This is a genomic window from Paracoccus sp. (in: a-proteobacteria) (genome assembly GCF_030604785.1).
In the GTDB taxonomy this organism is placed as follows: Bacteria; Pseudomonadota; Alphaproteobacteria; order Rhodobacterales; family Rhodobacteraceae; genus Paracoccus.
Window position 1 is genome coordinate 21,797 of sequence record NZ_JAUVVF010000009.1, and the last position, 17,971, is coordinate 39,767.

The following is a 17,971-nucleotide window of genomic DNA, read 5'->3' on the forward strand; positions in this document are numbered from 1 at the left end:
ACTCAGGCCGGCCGTTCCAGCCGGTAATTGCCCTCGGGCAGGTTCAGGGCGGCGCGCAGTTCGGCCAGCTGGTGCATGGTGAAGGTGATGCGGACCACCTCGTCGCCATCCTCGCTCATCTGTTCGACGACGACCCGGTCGTCGAAATTCAGGATCACCACGTCCTCGTTCAGGGGGCGGGTGTTCGGCTCGGCCTCGTCGATCAGCGTGATCACGGTGGCGTCGAAATCATGTTCGATGGTGAACATCGCTTCCTCCTGTCATGCGCGTCCGACAATCGCGTGATTGCGCGTCGGGCACAAGCGCCGGGGGTTTGCGCGGACCGATCCTGCGAGATATGCTTGCACCAACAAGAATGACGGCAGGATCGAGGCAGGTCGATGGGTCTCAGGTTGAACAGGTTTCCGGCGCTGATCCTTGCGGGGCTGCTTGCCCTGGGCGCCTGCGCGCCCATGCCGATGGATGCGCCCGGACCCGGCGGGCCCGTCGTCGCGCCCGTGGCCACGCGCGTCACGCTGCCGCCCGCGGCGACGGCGCATCAGGGCACGCCGGACGCCGCTGCCCGCACCTTCGTTCAGGTCATGCGCCGGATGGAGCCCACCGTGCGCGAGGAATGCCTGCTCCGGCGGACCCGGCCGATCAGCTGCGACTTCACCTTTGTCGTCGATGACCGCCCCAACCAGGAGCCGAACGCCTTTCAGACGGTGGACCGCAACGGCCGCCCCATCGTGGGCTTCACGCTTTCCCTGATCGCGCAGACCCGCAATGCAGACGAGATCGCTTTTGTCGTGGGCCACGAGGCCGCGCATCACATCCTGAACCATCTCGACCGGCGCTCGGGCGCGGCTTCGGCGGCGGCGGTGGTCTTGGGCACGCTGGCCTCGGCCTATGGCGGCGATGCCGGCGCGGTCGAGCGCGCGCAGCAGATCGGGGCCACGGTCGGATCGCGCTATTATTCCCGGGATTGGGAACTGGAGGCCGATTACCTCGGCTCGATCATAGCGCTGAATGCAGGCTACAACCCGATCAACGGCGCGCGCCTGTTCGAGCGAATCCCCGATCCGGGCAATCACATCCTGGGCACGCACCCCTCGCGGGCGCAGCGCATCGCGCAGGTCTCGCGCGCGGTCAGCGACGTGCAATCCGGGCGCGTCCGCTGAGGACGGCGGCGGGGCGCGGCCTTTTGCGGTGCTGAAGCGGCGGCTGCGCCCAGTCGATCTGCGGCCGCCAAGGGCTCGGGTTACCTCGAGAAATCGCGGTTGTGGCGGTTCAGTCGCAAGGCAACCGCAGGCTGAAAAAAACTTCTTTCCGTGAAATAAAACCGCTGGCAAGTCGGCGGATTTCTGCTTTACTTCCCGTTAAATGCGCGAGCGCGCAGATTTGAATTGACAGCAGCGATGTTCAGCGAATGCGGCAGGAAGGATAGTGGATGATCGGAGTCGTCGTCTGGGCAAATGCGTCGCGTGAGAAGGCGATCATCTGGTGCGAGGATCAGGCGACACTGGCCTATCTTCAGGGCCGCACCAATCTGGTCGAGGCCGAGGGGCGCTGGCCCGAACCAGGCGATCTGGTCGAGCTTGAAACCCAGACGATTGGCAACCTGCGTCACGCGCTGGTCGTCTCGATGCTGTCGGAACAAAGCTGTCCTCAGCTTCCGCGTCTGCTGGCCGAGGCCCAGCCGGAACAGCCCGAATCGCGTCTGCGGGTGGTCAGCCTGCGCGACGACCACAAGCAGGCCGTCCCGTGCGGCCTGTCCATGCCACGGATGAGGACAAGCGCGGCGGGCTGAACCCGCCGCCCGATCCGTCAGATGCCGCGCGCCAGGGCCGCGACGCCCGTCCGCGCCAGATCGACCAGCCCCAGAGGCCGCATCAGATCGGCAAAGGCATCCAGCTTGGTCGGCGTGCCGACCAGTTCGAAGACAAAGCTTTCCAGCGTCGAATCGACGACATTCGCGCGGAAGATTTCGGCGATGCGCAGAGCCTCGACCCGCTTTTCGCCCTGACCGCGCACCTTGAACAGGCCCAGCTCACGTTCGACCGCCGGTCCTTCGACCGTCAGGTCATGAACCTCGTGGACGGGCACGATCCGGCCAAGCTGCGCCTTGATCTGTTCGATCACGGCGGGGGTGCCGCGCGTGACCACGGTGATGCGCGAGCGGTGGCCTTCGTGATCGACCTCGGCCACGGTCAGGCTGTCGATGTTGTAGCCGCGCCCGGAAAAGAGGCCGATCACGCGGGCCAGGACGCCCGGCTCGTTCTCGACCATGACGGCGAGGGTGTGGCTTTCCTCGACCTGGGCATTGGGATCGCGCAGGTCATAGGCCGAATGGCTGGACATGCCCTTCTGGATGTTCAAAGCGTTCATGGTTCTGCTTTCTTGTCTGGGGCCGGTCGTCAGACCAGAACCGCGCCTTCGGATTCGATCACGCCCTGCGTCTCGGCCTCGCCCAGCAGCATCTCGTTATGCGGCTTGCCCGACGGGATCATCGGGAAGCAGTTCTCGTGCTTCTCGACCAGCACGTCGAGGATGAAGGGCCCGTCATAGTCGATCATCTGCTGGATCGCGTCGTCAAGGTCCTTGGGGTCGCGCACCTGCGCGCCCTTGCAGCCGAAGGCCTCGGCCAGCTTGACGAAATCGGGCAGGCTGTCCGACCACGACTGGCTGTATCGCTCGCCATGCAGCAATTGCTGCCACTGGCGGACCATGCCAAGGCGTTCGTTGTTCAGGATGAACTGCTTGACCGGCAGGCGGAACTGCACCGCGGTCCCCATCTCCTGCATGTTCATCAGCCAGCTGGCATCGCCCGCGACGTTGATGACCAGCGCGTCGGGATGGGCCATCTGCACGCCGATGGATGCCGGCAGGCCGTAGCCCATCGTGCCCAGACCGCCCGAGGTCATCCAGCGGTTCGGTCCCTCGAAGCCCAGATATTGCGCGGCCCACATCTGGTGCTGGCCGACCTCGGTCGTGATATAGCGGTCGTGGTTCTTGGTCAGCGCCTCAAGGCGTTCCAGCGCGTGCTGCGGCTTGATGATCGTGTCGCTGTTGCGATAGCTCAGGCACTTCTTCGCGCGCCACTGCTCGATCTGCGACCACCAGCGGGCCAGACCCTCGGAATTGACCTTGCGACCGCGCGCCTTCCAGACCTTCAGCAGATCCTCGAGCACATGGCCGACATCTCCCACGATGGGCACGTCCACGCGAACGACCTTGTTGATCGAGGACGGGTCGATGTCGATATGCGCCTTGACCGAGCCGGGGCTGAAATCCGCGATCCGGCCCGTGATGCGGTCGTCGAAGCGTGCGCCGATATTGATCATCAGGTCGCAGCCATGCATCGCCAGGTTCGCCTCGTAGAGGCCGTGCATGCCAAGCATCCCCAGCCAGCCCTTGCCCGAGGCCGGGTAGGCGCCCAGACCCATCAGGGTCGAGGTGACCGGAAAGCCCGTCGCATCAGCCAGTTCGCGCAGAAGCTGGCTGGCGCCGGGGCCCGAATTGATCACGCCGCCGCCGGTGTAGAGGATCGGGCGCTCGGCCTGTTCGATCAGTTCGACCAGACGCGTGATCGCGCCCAGATCGCCCTTCTTGACGGGCTGATAGCGGCTGGCCTCGACCTGCTTCGGTCCGACATAGCTGCCGGTCGCGAATTGCACGTCCTTGGGGATGTCGATCAGCACCGGGCCGGGACGGCCCGAGGTGGCGACGTGAAAGGCCTTGTGGATCGTCTCGGCCAGCTTGTCGGTGTCCTTGACCAGCCAGTTATGCTTGGTGCAGGGGCGGGTGATGCCGACCGTATCGGCCTCCTGGAAGCCGTCGGTGCCGATCATGAAGGTCGGGACCTGGCCCGAAAGGACGACCAGCGGGATCGAATCCAGCAGCGCATCGGTCAGGCCGGTCACGGCATTGGTCGCGCCGGGACCGGACGTGACCAGAACGACGCCCGGCTTGCCGGTGGCGCGGGCATAGCCCTCGGCCATGTGAACCGCGCCCTGCTCGTGGCGGACCAAGACATGGGTGATGTCGTTCTGCTGGAAAATCTCGTCATAGATGGGTAGCACGGCCCCGCCCGGATAGCCGAATACGGTATCGACGCCCTGATCGCGCAGCGCCTCGACCACCATTCTTGCACCCGTCATCGTTCGGGACATCTTTTGCTCCATCACAAATCACGCTCTGACGCAGGGCAGGCTGCCCCGGCGTCGGCGCAACCGATGGTCGGCCCAAGGCGGGGTCAATGGGGTTGGGTGGAGAAAATGACGCAGGGGGGCGCGAAATTGAAATTATATTTCGCAGCCTGTCAGCGGTCGAATTGTGGCAGGGCGATCCGGGCCACCTGTTCGACGATGGGATCGACCGACAGGGGATGCGCCTCGTCGCCGTGATCCTGCGGGTTGCCGATATCCTGCCAGGCGCCGTTCTTGTAGATCTCCAAGGCACCGAACCGGGCCTTGTAATCCATCTTGCGGCTGCCCGGCACCCAGTAGCCCAGATAGACATAGGGCAGGCCCGCCGCGCGCGCGATCTCGATATGGTCGAGGATGACATGCGTGCCGAGGCTGGCATGGCGCAGTTGCGGGTCGTAGAAGCTGTAGACAAGGCTCAGCCCGTCATCCAGCACGTCGGTCAGGCAGACCGCCGCAAGATGATCGTCGCCCGACGCGACCGAGGGCAGGGCGGAATCCGCGCAGCGATACTCGATCACGCGGGTCTTGACCGGCGTCTCCTCGATCATCGCGGCGAATTCGAAGATGTCCATGTCGGCCATGCCACCATCGGCATGGCGGCTGTCCAGATAGCGGCGGAACAGATCGAACTGCTCCTCGGTGGCCCAGGCACTGGTCGCCAGCCGTCGCAGGGGCGCATTGCGCTGCGCCACCCGCCGCTGCGTGCGCGACGGCGCGAAGTCGGCGACCCGGATGCGCGCCGACATGCAGGCGACGCAGGTCTCGCAGCTGGGGCGGTAGAGCACGTTCTGTGATCGCCGGAAACCCTGCCGCGACAGGGCGTTGTTCAGTTCGGCCGCATTCTCGCCCTGCAGCGCGGTGAACAGCTTGCGTTCGGCGCGGCCATGCAGATAGGGGCAGGGCTGCGGCGCGGTGACGTAGAACTGGGGGGCATGGGGCAGGGTATGACGCATCAAGACCCCTCCACGGGGCGGGTCATCTCATTGGGGCAGATCCACCGGTCAAGGCTCATCATCCCGGAACTGCGCCATCCATTCCACTGTGAATTCCGATGTAAAAGCCTAGCAACGATTCGGATGCAGGCCAAGTCGAGAAAGGGTTAACGCAATGCCGGATTCCCATGCTGCCCGATGCGTTGACGGCCCCGCGGCTTTGTGCGGAAACTGCCGCGCATGAGCTTTGCCGAACGCATCACCCGCACTCCGATCGCCCTTGAGCCCGCCCGCGGCGCCGAGGCCGTGCAGGCCCTCGGGCTTTCGGCCGGCCCGCTTGCAGAACTGATCGCGGGGGCCGCAGGTTCCAGCCCCTATCTGGCCGGGCTGATCCGGCACGAGGCCGGGTGGCTGCCCGAGGGGCTGGACCATGACGATGTCGTGACACGCGAGACCGCCGGGTTCGAGGATCTGTCGCCCGACGATCTGGGCGTCGCGCTGCGCCGGGCCAAACGGCGCGTGGCGCTGATGACGGCGCTGGCCGATCTGGGCGGGGTATGGCCGCTGGAACAGGTGACCGGTGCGCTGTCCGATCTGGCCGACCGCGCCGTCGATCTGGCGCTGCGCGCTCATGTCGCGGCCGAGGCGCGGCGCGGCAAGCTGCCCGAGACCGCGGCTGAGGCCGGGGGGATCTTTGCGCTGGCCATGGGCAAGGGCGGCGCGCGCGAGCTGAACTACAGTTCCGACATCGACCTGATCGTGCTGTTCGACGAAACCGCCTATGCCCCCGGCCAGCAGATGGAAGCGCGCGCCGCGCTGATCCGCGCCACCCGCAAGATGGCCGCGACCCTCTCCGACGTGACCGCGCACGGCTATGTGTTCCGCACCGATCTGCGGCTTCGGCCCGATGCGGCGGTGACGCCTGTCTGCATCTCGTCCGCCGCCGCCCTGGCCTATTATGAGGCCGAGGGCCGCACCTGGGAACGCGCCGCCTTCATCAAGGCCCGTGCCGCCGCCGGCGACATCAAGGCGGGCGAGCGGTTCCTGCGCGAATTGCGCCCCTTCGTCTGGCGCAAGCATCTGGATTTCGCCGCCATCCAGGACGCGCATGACATGCGGCTGCGCATCCGCGACCACAAGGGCCTTGGCGGGCGGCTGGAGGTCGCAGGCCACAACATGAAGCTGGGGCAGGGCGGCATCCGCGAGATAGAGTTCTTCACCCAGACGCGCCAGCTGATCGCGGGCGGGCGCGATGCCTCGCTGCGGCTGCGCGATACGGTGGGCGGGCTGCGAGCACTGGCCGCGCGCGGCTGGGTGCCACAGGACGTGGCCGAGGAATTGATCGCGCATTACCGCGAGCATCGCTACATCGAGCATCGCATCCAGATGGTCAACGACGCCCAGACCCACAGCCTGCCGCGCGATCCGCAGGGGCTGGCGGTGATCGCCGCCCTCTCGGGGCAGTCCGATGCCGAGGCCTGGTCCGCGCGTCTGCATGGCCGCCTCTCGCGCGTCCATCAGCTGACCGAGGATTTCTTCGCCCCCAGTGAAGGCGCCGCCGCCGCGCCCGACCTGTCGGACGAGGCGCGCGCCATCATCGCGCGCTGGCAGGGCTATCCTGCGCTGCGATCCGAACGCGCGCAGCAGATCTTTCGCCGGATCGAGCCGCAGCTTCTGTCACGCATGGCCGCCTCGGGTCACCCGACCGAGGCGCTGGCACGGTTCGACAGCTTCCTGTCACGCCTGCCGGCCGGGGTGCAGCTTTTCTCGCTGTTCGAGGCCAATCCGCAGCTGATCGAGCTGATTGTCGATATCTGCGGCACGGCTCCGGCGCTGGCTGGCTATCTTGCCCGTCACCCGGCGGTGCTGGACGGCGTGCTGGCGGGCAGCTTCTTCGCGCCCTGGCCGGGGCCCGAGGGCTTGTCGCGCGACCTGGCCTCGGTTCTGGCGACGACGCTGCGGGCGCCGCAGGGCGGATATGAGCGCGCGCTGGATGCCGCGCGGCGATGGGCGCATGAATGGCATTTCCGCATCGGCGTGCATCACCTGCGGGGCCTGATCGACGCGGACGAGGCCGCGGTTCAATATGCCGATCTGGCGGATGCCTCGGTCGCGGCGCTGTTCCCGGTCACGGCCGAGGATTTCGCGCGCCGCCATGGTCCGCCTCCGGGGCGGGGTGCGGTGGTGCTGGGCATGGGCTCGCTTGGGGCGCGGGCGCTGAATGCGGGCTCGGATCTGGACCTGATCGTGATCTACGACACGGCGGGGGCCGAGGGCTCGGACGGGCCGCGCCCGCTGGCTGCACGCCCCGATTACGCGCGGCTGACCCAGGCGATGATCACCGCCCTGTCGGCCCCCACCGCCGAGGGGCGGCTTTACGAGGTGGACATGCGCCTGCGCCCCTCGGGGCGGCAGGGGCCAGTCGCGACTGCGATCCAGAGCTTCGAGAATTACCAGATGACCGAAGCCTGGACTTGGGAGCATCTGGCCCTGACCCGCGCCCGGGTCGTGGCGCGGGCGGGCGCGGATGCCGATGCACTGGCCGACGAGGTCGAGGCGCTGCGGCTGAAGGTCCTGACCACGCGCGGCGGCGATGCCCGGGTGATGCCGGACCTGGCCGAGATGCGCGCCCGCATCTTCGCCGCCCGCCAGCCCGACGGGCCGTGGGAGGCCAAGGTCGGGCCGGGCCGGCTGCAGGATATCGACCTTCTGGCGCAGGCCTGCGCGCTCAGGGCGGGCCAGCCCGTCCGGGCGACGCTGGCGCAATTGCGTGCCGGTCAGCGGGCCGGGCTGCTGACGGCCGAGGCGGCGGGGCGGCTGGCCTCGATCTGGCGCGCCCTGTGGCGGCTGCACGCCTCGGGCCGGCTGCTGACCGACCGCGCGCTGGACATGGAGGCGATCGGCCGTGGCGGCCAGTCCTTCCTGCTGCGAGAGACGGGGGCGGCGGATCTGGCCGGTCTGCAGGCCAGCCTTGATGCCCGTTGCGCCGAGGCGCAGCGCCTGATCGATGCCGAAGCCCCCGTCGCGGCGCCCAGATCCTAACCGGCCAGCCGCTGTGCGGTCGGTGCGACGGCTGGGGCGGTCGCCGGTGTGGCGGCTTCCGCGACGACGGGCGCGCGGCCTTCGCCGATCTGGCCCAGCAGCGGCAGCTCGACCGTGCCGGGCAGGGGCGCGGGGGCGGCGTCCTGCGCCTCGACATAGAGGCCATGCGCCGTCTTGTCCCAGTAGAAGGGCTTGGTCACGACCTCGTAGATCGCCTTCCATCCGGCAAGGCAGCCAAGCGGGAAATAGAGGTGCATGCCCGGCACCCAAGGCAGCAGGTGCCGATGCTTGGCGCCGCGCACCGCGCGCAGGCCGACGATGATCGACAGCGCCTCGGACGCGATGAACAGGCCAAACAGCAGCGGGATCGCCCAGCCGCCCCACATCCCCTCCAGCGGTGCGCGCAAAGGATGGGGCAGGCCCAAGGCCAGCAGCCAGAAGCTCCACAGGACCGGCGCCAGCAGATATTGCGACAGTGCGCCGAGGAACTGCACCTGAAAGCCCCAGAAGGCCCGCGCGCCAAGCTGACGATACAGCGCGACCGGATCGCGCATGTGAACGCCCCAGGTCATCGCATAGCCCTTGAGCCAGCGCGAGCGTTGCTTGACCCAGGGCAAGGCGCGGCAATTGGCCTCTTCGTCGGTGGTGGTCTCGATGATCTGGGTGCGATAGCCGCGCCGGGCCAGACGCACGCCCAGATCGGCATCCTCGGTCACGTTCCAGCTGTCCCAGGCGCCCACTTCCTCGAGCAGATGGCGGCGGAAGAACAGCGTTGTCCCGCCCAGAGGCACGACCAGACCCAGCCGCGCCACACCGGGCAGCAGCACCCGGAACCAGGTCGCGTATTCGATGGTGAAGCAGCGCGCCAGCCAGTTGGTGCGCGGGTTGTAGAAATCCAGCGCGCCCTGAAGGCAGGCCACATCGGCGGGCGCGAAATGGAAGGCGCGTGCGATCTTGTGCAGCTGGTCCGGGTCGGGGCGGTCCTCGGCGTCCCAGATGCCGACGATCTGGCCGCGGCAGAAGTTCAGCGCATAATTAAGCGCGCGCGGCTTCGTCTTGATCGGGCCGTCGGGCACCCGCACGACGCGGATCCAGTGCGGAAGCTGCGCGCCCTCCAGCGCCCTGGAGGTCACCGCATCGCTGTCCTCGATCACCAGCAGCAGGTCGGTCAATTCGCGCGGGTAATCCAGCCGCGCCAGCCGGGCGACCAGCTTGCCCGCGACATCGCTTTCCTCGAACAGCGGCACCATGACCGAGATGACGGGCAGGGGGGCGTCCATCTCGGGCGGCGTGATCTCGCCCCGGGCGATGGCGCCGGCAAGCCGCCCGTCATCGGCACGCAGCCGCCGCGCGGCGATTGCGGCCATCAGCTTCAGCCCGCTTTGCGTGAACAGCGTCAGGATCGCCCAGCCGGCCAGCAGCCCCGCCATTGCCACCGGCGCCAGCCACAGGCCCAGCATCACCGCCGTCAGAAGTCCAAGCGCCAGCCGGCTTGTGCGCGCCTGGTTCTGTGTGCGGCAGCTTTCGGCGGCGGGCACGCGCGACTCGGCCTCGCGGATCAGGCGGATGCGGCGGCTGTTCAGCACGCCCTCCTGCGCCTGGGCCTCGGTGCAGAGCAGCATCCGCACGATGCCGAACTCGGCCGGAAGGCGCGGCAGAAGGCTTGCGAATTCGTCGGGCCGCGCGGTGGCGATCCAGGTGACACCGCCGATGCGCCGCCAGGGCAGGATGCCGTGCGTCAGGCAGAAGCCCGCGCCTGCCGCGTCGATCAGGCGCGGATCGGCGGGGGTCTGGGTGGGGTCGATGGTCGAGGTGCGCCACTGCCGCGACAAGGCGCGGGCCAGCGCCTCGGGCGTGACCCAGCCGTGACCCAGCAGGATCTGACCAAGGCGCGCATTTTCGCGCCGCCGCATGACGGTCGCCTTCAGCAGATTGCCCGGATCGACGGCCCCGTCCTCGATCAGGATCTGGCCGAGCGGCGATTCATGGCGCGGGGCAAGAGTCGGGCCGCCGAACTGGACGCCCCCATCCGCCTGGGAAGGGGCCACGGTCTCTTGCGGTGCTGCCAGTGATGCCATCGACGAATCCCCGTTGTTTCGTCTGTCGTGGCATGGCGATGCTTAACAAGCGGTTAAGCGAAGGGGCGGCGTGACCGAAGTCGCGCCGCCCCTGCACAAGGTTCCGGTCCTGTTCCCGTTTCAGCCCCGACGGCTCTGCATCGAATCCGCGAAACGCTGGAACAGATACAGGCTGTCCTGCGGCCCGGGCGAAGCCTCGGGGTGGTGCTGCACCGAAAAGACCGGGCGATTCTGCACGCGGATCCCGCAATTGCTGCCGTCGAACAGGCTGACATGGGTTTCGATCACGCCCTGGGGCAGGGTCTGCGAATCGACCGCGAAACCGTGGTTCATCGAGGTGATCTCGACCTTGCCGGTCTCGACGTCGCGCACGGGATGGTTTGCCCCGTGATGGCCGTGGCCCATCTTGATCGTCTGGGCACCAAGCGCCAGCGCCAGCATCTGGTGGCCCAGACAGATGCCGAAGATCGGGAGGTCGCGTTCCAGCAGGGTGCGGATCATCGGCACGGCATATTCGCCGGTCGCCGCCGGATCGCCCGGACCGTTCGACAGGAAAACGCCCTCGGGCTCGTGGGCCAGCACTTCCTCGGCGGTGGCGGTCGCGGGCAGGACGGTCACATCGGCGCCATAGGCCACGAGCGAGCGCAGGATGTTGCGCTTGGCGCCGTAATCCAGCGCGACGACCTTGAACGGCTTGTCGGTCTCGGCGCGCCCGAAGCCCTTGGCCCATTCCCAGGCGCCCTCTTCCCACCGATAGCTCTGGGTGCAGCTGACGTCGCGGGCCAGGTCCAGGCCGACCAGACCCTTCCAGGCGCGGGCCTTGGCGATCAGCGCGGGAAGGTCGAAACTCCCCTCGGGGTCGTGGGCCAGGACGACATGGGGTGCGCCCTGCTGGCGGATCGCGCGGGTCAGGCGGCGGGTGTCCACGCCGCCGATGCCGATGCGGCCGCGCCGTGCCATCCAGACGGTCAGCTCCTCGGTCGCGCGCCAGTTCGAGGGCAGCGTCGGGTCCCACCGCACGACCATGCCGGCCGCGACCGGGTCCTGCGCCTCGTCATCCTCGGGGGTGACGCCGGTATTGCCGATATGGGGAAAGGTGAAGGTGACGATCTGGCTGGCATAGGAGGGATCGGTCATGATCTCCTGATAGCCGGTCATGGCGGTGTTGAAGACCAGTTCGGCCACAACCTCGCCAGGAGCGCCGAAGCCCCGGCCGTAAAAGACTGTGCCGTCTGCAAGCACCAGGCAAGCGGTCGGTTTCGTGGCCATGGGGCACCTCTGGTCTGAAATCATCGGGTGAATAGGGGGCGCGCCCCCCAAGGTCAACCCGCCGCGGGGCCTGACCTTGTCGTCAGCTTGAACTGAGGGGCCGCTTGCCTTATGTCGCGCAGGCTCTGGCATGACCAGCGAACAGCAAGGATACCGGATCATGGAACTGCGCGCCCGACTGCAAGACGCCACCAAGCAGGCGATGAAGTCCAAGGACAGCGCCCGCCTGTCCACGCTGCGCCTGATCGGCGCCGCCATCAAGGACCGCGAGATCGCGGCACGGGGCGGCGATGGCGACGGCACCCTGACCGAGGCCGATCTGGTCCTGATCCTGTCGCGCATGGTCAAGCAGCGTCAGGAATCCGCCCGCGCCTACGAGGAAGGCGGGCGGCTGGAACTGGCCGCCAAGGAAGAGCAGGAGATCGGCATCATCCAGGAGTTCCTGCCTCGCCAGATGACCGAGGCCGAGACCCGCGCCGCCATCGACGCCGCCATCGCGGATCTGGGTGCGGCGGGGATCCGTGACATGGGGCGGGTCATGGCCGCGCTCAAGGAGCGTCATGCCGGGCAGATGGATTTCGGCGCTGCCGGGCCGATGGTCAAGGATCGGCTTCTGGCCTGAAACAATCTGCGCCATGCCGCGTTTCCCGGGAACCAGCGAAAGAGGTTCCCATGGATGCGAGTTCCAAGGCGCAGCAGCGTGCCGCAGGCGCGGCCCTGTCCGCGAAGCGCGGCGAGACGAAGGTCGGCGATCTGCAAGGCGCGTCGCGCGACATGTATGACAGCATGACCGAGGCCGAACTGGAAGAGATGGCCTCGACCGGGCACGACGACCTGCCCGAACGCAAGAGCGATGACTGAACAGGGTGAAGGGGCCGGTCACGGCCCCTTCAGCTTGCCGAAGGCGCGGGTCAGCTCGTCACAGAGCGCGCGGCGTTCCTCGGGGGTCAGGAAGGCGCCCAGCTCGATCTCGCGCTGGCCGTCGGTCAGGGTCAGGTAGTTCTCGACCGGTCCCTTTCGAAGGCCCGCCCGAACCCAATAGCTGTTCGTCTGCCATTCGCGCGCGGGGCGGCCCGGATCGTGGCGCGTCACGCGCAGGATCTGCCGGTCCATGACCAGTTCTTCGCGCATCTGGCCGCTGCGATAGGTCTGCTGGATCGCAAACCAGATCCCGCCCACCGCCAGCGCCATGAAGGGCAAGAGCCCCCACAGGACGGCCGTGCCCAGCACCGCCAGAAGCGGCAGCGACACGAAGGCGACCGTCACCCCGATGAACCAGACGAAGCCCTTGCGCGGCAGCGAACGATGCGGCCACAGGCGCAATTCACGCAAAACGGCCCCGGTTTGATCCGGGGCCGCTTCTTTCCATTCATAGGGCATGAGTGTCCCTTGCCTCAGTGCGCCGGGCTGCGATCCCAGTCCTCGCGCTTGGGCAGCTCTTCGAACGTGTGCTCGGGCGGCGGCGAGGGAAGGGTCCATTCCAGCGTGTCGGCATACTCGTTCCAGTAATTGTTCTCGGTCACGCGCTTGCCGGCAAAGAGCGTGTAGAACACGATGCCGATGAAGAACACGAACGAGGCGAACGACAGGTAGGCACCCCACGAGCTGACCGCGTTCCAGAACGCATACTCGACCGGATAGTCGATATAGCGGCGCGGCATGCCCTGACGGCCCAGGAAGTGCTGCGGGAAGAAGGTCAGGTTCGCGCCGATGAACATCAGCCAGAAGTGCAGCTTGCCGGCCCATTCAGGGTACTGGCGGCCCGACATCTTGCCGATCCAGTAATAGACGCCCGCGAAGATCGCGAAGACCGCGCCGAGCGACATCACGTAGTGGAAGTGCGCCACGACGTAGTAGGTGTCGTGATAGACGCGATCCAGCGGCGCCTGCGACAGGACAACGCCGGTGACGCCGCCCACGGTGAACAGGAACAGGAAGCCGAAGGCCCAGAGCATCGGCGTCTTGAACTCGACCGAGCCGCCCCACATCGTCGCGATCCACGAGAAGACCTTGATGCCCGTGGGCACGGCGATCGTCATGGTGGCCAGCATGAAGTAGGCCTGCTGGGTCAGCGACATGCCGACCGTGTACATGTGGTGCGCCCACACCACGAAGCCAAGGATCCCGATCGCGGCCATGGCCAGGACCATCGGCAGGTAGCCGAAGATCGGCTTTTTCGAGAAGGTCGCGATGACGTGGCTGATGATGCCGAAGCCGGGCAGGATGATGATGTACACTTCCGGATGGCCGAAGAACCACAGGATGTGCTGATACAGCACCGGGTCACCGCCACCGGCCGGGTTGAAGAAGTTCGTGCCGAAGTTGCGGTCCATCAGCAGCATGGTGATGGCGCCGGCCAGCACCGGCAGGGCCAGCAGGATCAGCCAGGCGGTGATGAAGACCGACCAGGCGAACAGCGGCACCTTGAACAGCGTCATGCCAGGGGCGCGCATGTTCAGGAAGGTGGTGATGATGTTGATCGCGCCGACGATGGACGAGGCACCCGAGACGTGGACCGCGAAGATCGCGAGGTCCATCGAGTAGCCGCCCTCGTTCGTGGACAGCGGCGGGTAGAGAACCCAGCCCACGCCCGAACCCAGCTGCTGGTTGCCGCCCGGCGCCAGAAGCGAGGCGATGCCCAGCATCAGACCGGCCACATAGAGCCAGTAGCTGAGGTTGTTCATGCGCGGGAAGCTCATGTCCGGCGCGCCGATCTGCAGCGGCATGAAGTAGTTGCCGAAACCGCCGAACAGCGCCGGGATGACGACGAAGAACATCATCAGGACGCCGTGATAGGTGATCAGCACGTTCCAGAGATGGCCGTTGGGCGTGCATTCGCGACTCGCGTCGGCGAAGAAGCGCGCGCCCTCCATGCACATGTATTGCACGCCCGGTTCATGCAGCTCGAGCCGCATGTAGACCGTGAAGGCCACCGCGATCAGGCCGGCAAGACCGGAGGTGAAAAGGTAAAGAATACCGATGTCTTTGTGGTTAGTGGACATGAACCAGCGGGTAAAGAACCCGCGGGTGTCATGGTGCTCGCCGTGGCCGTGTGCGGCTGCGTCTGCCATACCCGAACTCCCTCAAGATTCCGTCAGGCCGGCCTGGCAGACCGGCATAATCACGCTTTCTTTAGACCAGAGACCCCGACCGGGCAATGCGTCACGATGGTCTGATTGGCCCGATACCCCCGGAAGGTTGCATCTTTCCGGGGGCGGGGGCGATGTTTGGCTGCGACGGGACGCCGCAGCCCTGTCGTCACTCGGCCGCCGGAGCGTCCGGAGACACGCTGGTCAGGTAGGCCGCGATGTCCTCCTGCCCGCGATTGAGCTTGAACGTCATCTTCGAGCGCGCCGAAGCGTTGCCCGATTTCTCGCGCACCCAGGCCTGCGGATCGGTGACATAGGCGGCCAGTTCCTCCTCGGTCCAGACGAGGTCGGGATTGGCGGCGGCGGCGGCGAGGATGCCCTCGCCGTAGCGGTAGCCCTCGACCGAGGCGATGGGCTGGCCCATGATGTTCCACAGGTTCGGCCCCGTGACGCCGCCCTTGACGATGTCGTTGCCGTCCGCGTCCTGGATCATGTGGCAGGCGCGGCATTTGCGGTATTCGGATTCGCCCGCCGCCGCGTCGCCGGCTTGCGCCGCGATGGGAAGGCTGAGGGTTGCGCCCATCAGGGCTGCGATCATGGCTGGTTTCATCTTGTCCTCGCTAGACCAGTAAGGCGGTCTCCCGCGCGGCATCCTTACAGGCCGCCGCAGCCGAATCCAGCCACCGATAAGTCGCAAGTCCCGTCATTGTGACGCAGGTGGCGACCCGATGATGCGGTGAAAACTGTCACGCAGCGCGACGTCCAGATCCTGCATGGTCACCGGCAGTCCCATATCGACGAGGCTGGTGACGCCGTGGCCGCTGATCCCGCAGGGGACGATGCCGGCATAATGCGACAGGTCCGGCTCGACATTGATCGAGATGCCGTGAAAGCTGACCCAACGGCGCAGCTTGATGCCGATGGCGGCGATCTTGTCCTCGCGCATCGTGCCGTCGGGCAGGGCGGGCTTGTCGGGACGCGGAATCCAGACGCCGACGCGGCCCGGCCGGATCTCGGCGCGCAGACCGAATTGCGCCAGCGCGTCGATCACCCAGGCCTCGAGATTGCCGACAAAGGCGCGGATATCGCGCCCGCGCCGGTTAAGGTCCAGCATCACATAGGCGACCCGCTGGCCCGGCCCGTGATAGGTGTATTGCCCGCCCCTTCCGGTCGGATGGACCGGAAAGCGGCGGTCCAGCAGGTCGCGCGGGTTGGCGCTGGTCCCGGCGGTATAGAGCGGCGGATGCTCGACCAGCCAGATCGCCTCGGAAGCGCGGCCCTCGTGGATGGCGGCGACGCGTTCCTCCATCAGGCGCACGGCCTCGGGATGTTCGGTCAGGCCGGGGGTGACGATCCATTCGACCATGACGCGCCCCTAGCGGTAAAGCTGCGCTTCGGCGGGGAAGCTGCGGTCGCGCACGGCGGCGGCATAGGCGGCGATGGCCTCGTCGGCGCGGGGGCCGAGATCGCCGAACTTCTTCACGAAGCGCGGCACCCGGCCCGACAGGCCCAGCATGTCGTCCAGGACCAGGATCTGCCCGTCGCAGCGCGCGCTGGCGCCGATGCCGATGGTGGGAATCGCGACCGTCTCGGTGATGCGGTCGGCGAGGCCCTCATAGACACCCTCGACCACGACCGAGAAGGCGCCCGCCTCGGACACCGCGACCGCATCTTCGACATGCGCGTCCCAGGTCGCCTGATCCTTGCCTTGCGTGCGAAAGCCCCCCATGACCAGCGTGGCCTGCGGGGTCAGGCCGACATGGGCCATCACGGGGATGCCGCGCTCGACCAGGAAGCGGATCGTGGGGGCCATGCGCGCGCCGCCCTCCAGCTTGACGGCGGCCGCGCCGGTCTCGGCCAGCACGCGGGCGGCGTTGCGAAAGGCCTGTTCGGGCGATTCCTCGTAGCTGCCAAAGGGCATGTCGATGGCGACCATGGCGCGGGACGAGCCGCGCATAACCGCCTGACCGTGCAGGATCATCATCTCCAGCGTGACGCCGATGGTCGAGGACAGGCCGTGGACGACCATCCCCAGACTGTCGCCCACAAGGATGATGTCGGCATGCGCATCGACCAGCGCGGCCATCGGTGCGGTATAGGCGGTCAGCGCGACGATCGGCACGTCGCTCTTGCGGGCGGCGATCTGCGGGACGGTGACGCGCTTGACGGGGGCTTGCGCTGACATGGGCTGGCCTTTCGTGAGATGCGCGAGGGCCGCGCGGGTCAGGGATGCGCCACGCGCTGGTCGATCAGCAGCACGTCACCGAAGCGGACGGCCAGCAGGATCACGACCGGGCGGGCGGGGACCGTGACGCGGGACAGATCCTCGGCGTCGCGGATGTCGATCGAGCGGATCTCGGCGCGCGGTTCGGCGCGCAGAATGTCGCGGATGGCGCGGCGCGCCTGCGCCACCCCGGCGCCGTCGGCGATCAGCGCCTCGCCCCGGTCCAGCGCGCGCGCAAGGACCGGTGCGGCGGCGCGGTCCTCGGGCGTCAGGCGCTGGTTGCGCGACGACATGGCCAGACCGTCGGCCTCGCGCCTGGTCGGCACGGGCAGGATCGTCACCGGAATGTCGAGATCGGCCACCATCCGGCGGATCAGCGTCAATTGCTGATAATCCTTTTCGCCGAAGGCCGCGGCGTCGGGCTGGGCGATGTTGAAGAGCTTTGTCACCACCGTCGCCACGCCGCGGAAATGTCCGGGCCGCAGCCTGCCCATCAGGATGCGGCCAAGGCCCGCCACCTCGACATGGGTCTGGGCGCCGGGGCGGTAGATGTCCGAGACCTGCGGCAGAAAGACCGCGTCGCAGCCCGCGCCGCGCAGCTTGGCCAGATCGCCCGCCTCGTCCCGGGGATAGCGGTCCAGATCCTCGTTCGGGCCGAATTGCGTCGGGTTCACGAAGATCGAGGTCACGACCCGCCCGCCGCCCTGTTCGTCCAGCCAGTCGCGTGCGCGCGCCACCAGCGACAGATGGCCGTCATGCAGCGCGCCCATGGTCGGGACCAGGACGACCTTGCCGCCGGCCTGCCGCCAATCCTGCCGGATCGCCCGCATGTCGGGCGTGCTGCGGATGATCTGCATGGCGCTGTCCTCTGGCCCCCCTCGGCGTGGCGCAGAACCTAGCCGCACGGACTCGCCGGGGCAAGGTGCCGCACCACCCATGTCTTTATCGGCCGCTCGTGCCGGCAGCGTCTGACGCGACGTTCCGGTGCGTCGGCGACTTCGCTGAATGCGGCAGGTGGAAACGCAAAAGGCCGGTCCCGAAGGTCCGGCCTTTTTGAATTGGAGCGGGCGATGAGATTCGAACTCACGACCCTTACCTTGGCAAGGTAATGCTCTACCCCTGAGCTACGCCCGCACTCCGTACCGTCCGG

The 17,971-nt window shown here is 67.3% G+C and carries 17 protein-coding genes and 1 tRNA gene; 5 read left to right on the plus strand and 13 right to left on the minus strand.

Annotated elements, in window-relative coordinates; genetic code table 11:
• Window positions 1-2 precede the first annotated feature (2 nt).
• On the minus strand, window positions 3-248 hold the full coding sequence (locus tag QAR72_RS04825) for a hypothetical protein (protein WP_304616235.1): 246 nt from the start codon (window positions 246-248) through the stop codon (window positions 3-5).
• Between the two features lie 144 nt (window positions 249-392).
• On the opposite strand from QAR72_RS04825, the gene QAR72_RS04830 reads away from it, so the two are divergent.
• Window positions 393-1,160, plus strand: a complete 768-nt coding sequence (locus QAR72_RS04830) for a M48 family metallopeptidase (protein WP_304616236.1) — start codon at window positions 393-395, stop codon at window positions 1,158-1,160.
• A 269-nt stretch (window positions 1,161-1,429) separates the two neighbouring features.
• Window positions 1,430-1,789 (plus strand): hypothetical protein, encoded by a 360-nt coding sequence (locus tag QAR72_RS04835; RefSeq protein WP_304616237.1) that lies wholly within the window; start codon window positions 1,430-1,432, stop codon window positions 1,787-1,789.
• Between the two features lie 17 nt (window positions 1,790-1,806).
• Here the strand turns inward: QAR72_RS04835 and ilvN are convergent, their stop codons facing one another.
• From ilvN to QAR72_RS04850, 3 genes are all read right to left on the minus strand, one after another.
• Window positions 1,807-2,367, minus strand: coding sequence for an acetolactate synthase small subunit (gene ilvN, locus QAR72_RS04840; protein WP_304616238.1), 561 nt, complete (start codon window positions 2,365-2,367; stop codon window positions 1,807-1,809).
• 29 nt (window positions 2,368-2,396) lie between these two features.
• Complete coding sequence (locus QAR72_RS04845) at window positions 2,397-4,151, minus strand: acetolactate synthase 3 large subunit (protein WP_304616239.1); 1,755 nt, start codon at window positions 4,149-4,151, stop codon at window positions 2,397-2,399.
• 149 nt (window positions 4,152-4,300) lie between these two features.
• Entirely contained in the window at window positions 4,301-5,140 is an 840-nt protein-coding gene (locus QAR72_RS04850) for an arginyltransferase (protein WP_304616240.1), read from the minus strand.
• A 219-nt stretch (window positions 5,141-5,359) separates the two neighbouring features.
• Here QAR72_RS04850 and QAR72_RS04855 point away from each other — a divergent pair, with 219 nt between their 5' ends.
• The gene (locus QAR72_RS04855; RefSeq protein ID WP_304616241.1) at window positions 5,360-8,161 is read left to right on the plus strand and encodes a glutamine-synthetase adenylyltransferase; all 2,802 of its coding nucleotides are present in this window, start codon (window positions 5,360-5,362) and stop codon (window positions 8,159-8,161) included.
• Here QAR72_RS04855 and QAR72_RS04860 read toward each other — a convergent pair.
• Together QAR72_RS04860 and carA are read right to left on the minus strand one after the other, a co-directional pair.
• Window positions 8,158-10,239, minus strand: a complete 2,082-nt coding sequence (locus QAR72_RS04860) for a glycosyltransferase (RefSeq protein WP_304616242.1) — start codon at window positions 10,237-10,239, stop codon at window positions 8,158-8,160. The genes QAR72_RS04855 and QAR72_RS04860 overlap by 4 nt on opposite strands.
• Window positions 10,240-10,359: 120 nt before the next feature.
• Complete coding sequence (carA, locus tag QAR72_RS04865) at window positions 10,360-11,508, minus strand: glutamine-hydrolyzing carbamoyl-phosphate synthase small subunit (RefSeq protein WP_304616243.1); 1,149 nt, start codon at window positions 11,506-11,508, stop codon at window positions 10,360-10,362.
• Window positions 11,509-11,668: 160 nt separating this feature from the next.
• Here carA and QAR72_RS04870 point away from each other — a divergent pair, with 160 nt between their 5' ends.
• Both QAR72_RS04870 and QAR72_RS04875 read left to right on the plus strand, forming a co-directional pair.
• Entirely contained in the window at window positions 11,669-12,130 is a 462-nt protein-coding gene (locus QAR72_RS04870) for a GatB/YqeY domain-containing protein (protein WP_304616281.1), read from the plus strand.
• Between the two features lie 50 nt (window positions 12,131-12,180).
• Window positions 12,181-12,369 carry a DUF3008 family protein gene (locus QAR72_RS04875; RefSeq protein WP_304616244.1) on the plus strand — a complete coding sequence of 63 codons (189 nt, stop codon included), beginning with the start codon at window positions 12,181-12,183 and terminating at the stop codon, window positions 12,367-12,369.
• An 18-nt stretch (window positions 12,370-12,387) separates the two neighbouring features.
• Here QAR72_RS04875 and QAR72_RS04880 read toward each other — a convergent pair whose 3' ends face one another.
• The 7 genes from QAR72_RS04880 to QAR72_RS04910 all read right to left on the minus strand — a co-directional run bounded on the left by QAR72_RS04880 (window position 12,388) and on the right by QAR72_RS04910 (window position 17,955).
• Window positions 12,388-12,840: a DUF2244 domain-containing protein gene (locus tag QAR72_RS04880; protein ID WP_331497642.1), complete on the minus strand. Its 453-nt coding sequence runs from the start codon at window positions 12,838-12,840 to the stop codon at window positions 12,388-12,390.
• Between the two features lie 62 nt (window positions 12,841-12,902).
• Window positions 12,903-14,579 carry a cytochrome c oxidase subunit I gene (locus QAR72_RS04885; RefSeq protein ID WP_304616246.1) on the minus strand — a complete coding sequence of 559 codons (1,677 nt, stop codon included), beginning with the start codon at window positions 14,577-14,579 and terminating at the stop codon, window positions 12,903-12,905.
• Between the two features lie 187 nt (window positions 14,580-14,766).
• Window positions 14,767-15,195, minus strand: a complete 429-nt coding sequence (locus tag QAR72_RS04890) for a c-type cytochrome (RefSeq protein WP_304616247.1) — start codon at window positions 15,193-15,195, stop codon at window positions 14,767-14,769.
• A gap of 105 nt (window positions 15,196-15,300) precedes the next feature.
• Window positions 15,301-15,963 (minus strand): lipoyl(octanoyl) transferase LipB, encoded by a 663-nt coding sequence (gene lipB / locus QAR72_RS04895; protein ID WP_304616248.1) that lies wholly within the window; start codon window positions 15,961-15,963, stop codon window positions 15,301-15,303.
• A 9-nt stretch (window positions 15,964-15,972) separates the two neighbouring features.
• Entirely contained in the window at window positions 15,973-16,782 is an 810-nt protein-coding gene (panB, locus tag QAR72_RS04900) for a 3-methyl-2-oxobutanoate hydroxymethyltransferase (RefSeq protein ID WP_304616249.1), read from the minus strand.
• Between the two features lie 38 nt (window positions 16,783-16,820).
• Window positions 16,821-17,678 (minus strand): pantoate--beta-alanine ligase, encoded by an 858-nt coding sequence (gene panC / locus QAR72_RS04905; RefSeq protein WP_304616250.1) that lies wholly within the window; start codon window positions 17,676-17,678, stop codon window positions 16,821-16,823.
• A gap of 202 nt (window positions 17,679-17,880) precedes the next feature.
• Window positions 17,881-17,955: transfer RNA gene (locus QAR72_RS04910), tRNA-Gly, on the minus strand.
• Window positions 17,956-17,971: the final 16 nt, after the last annotated feature.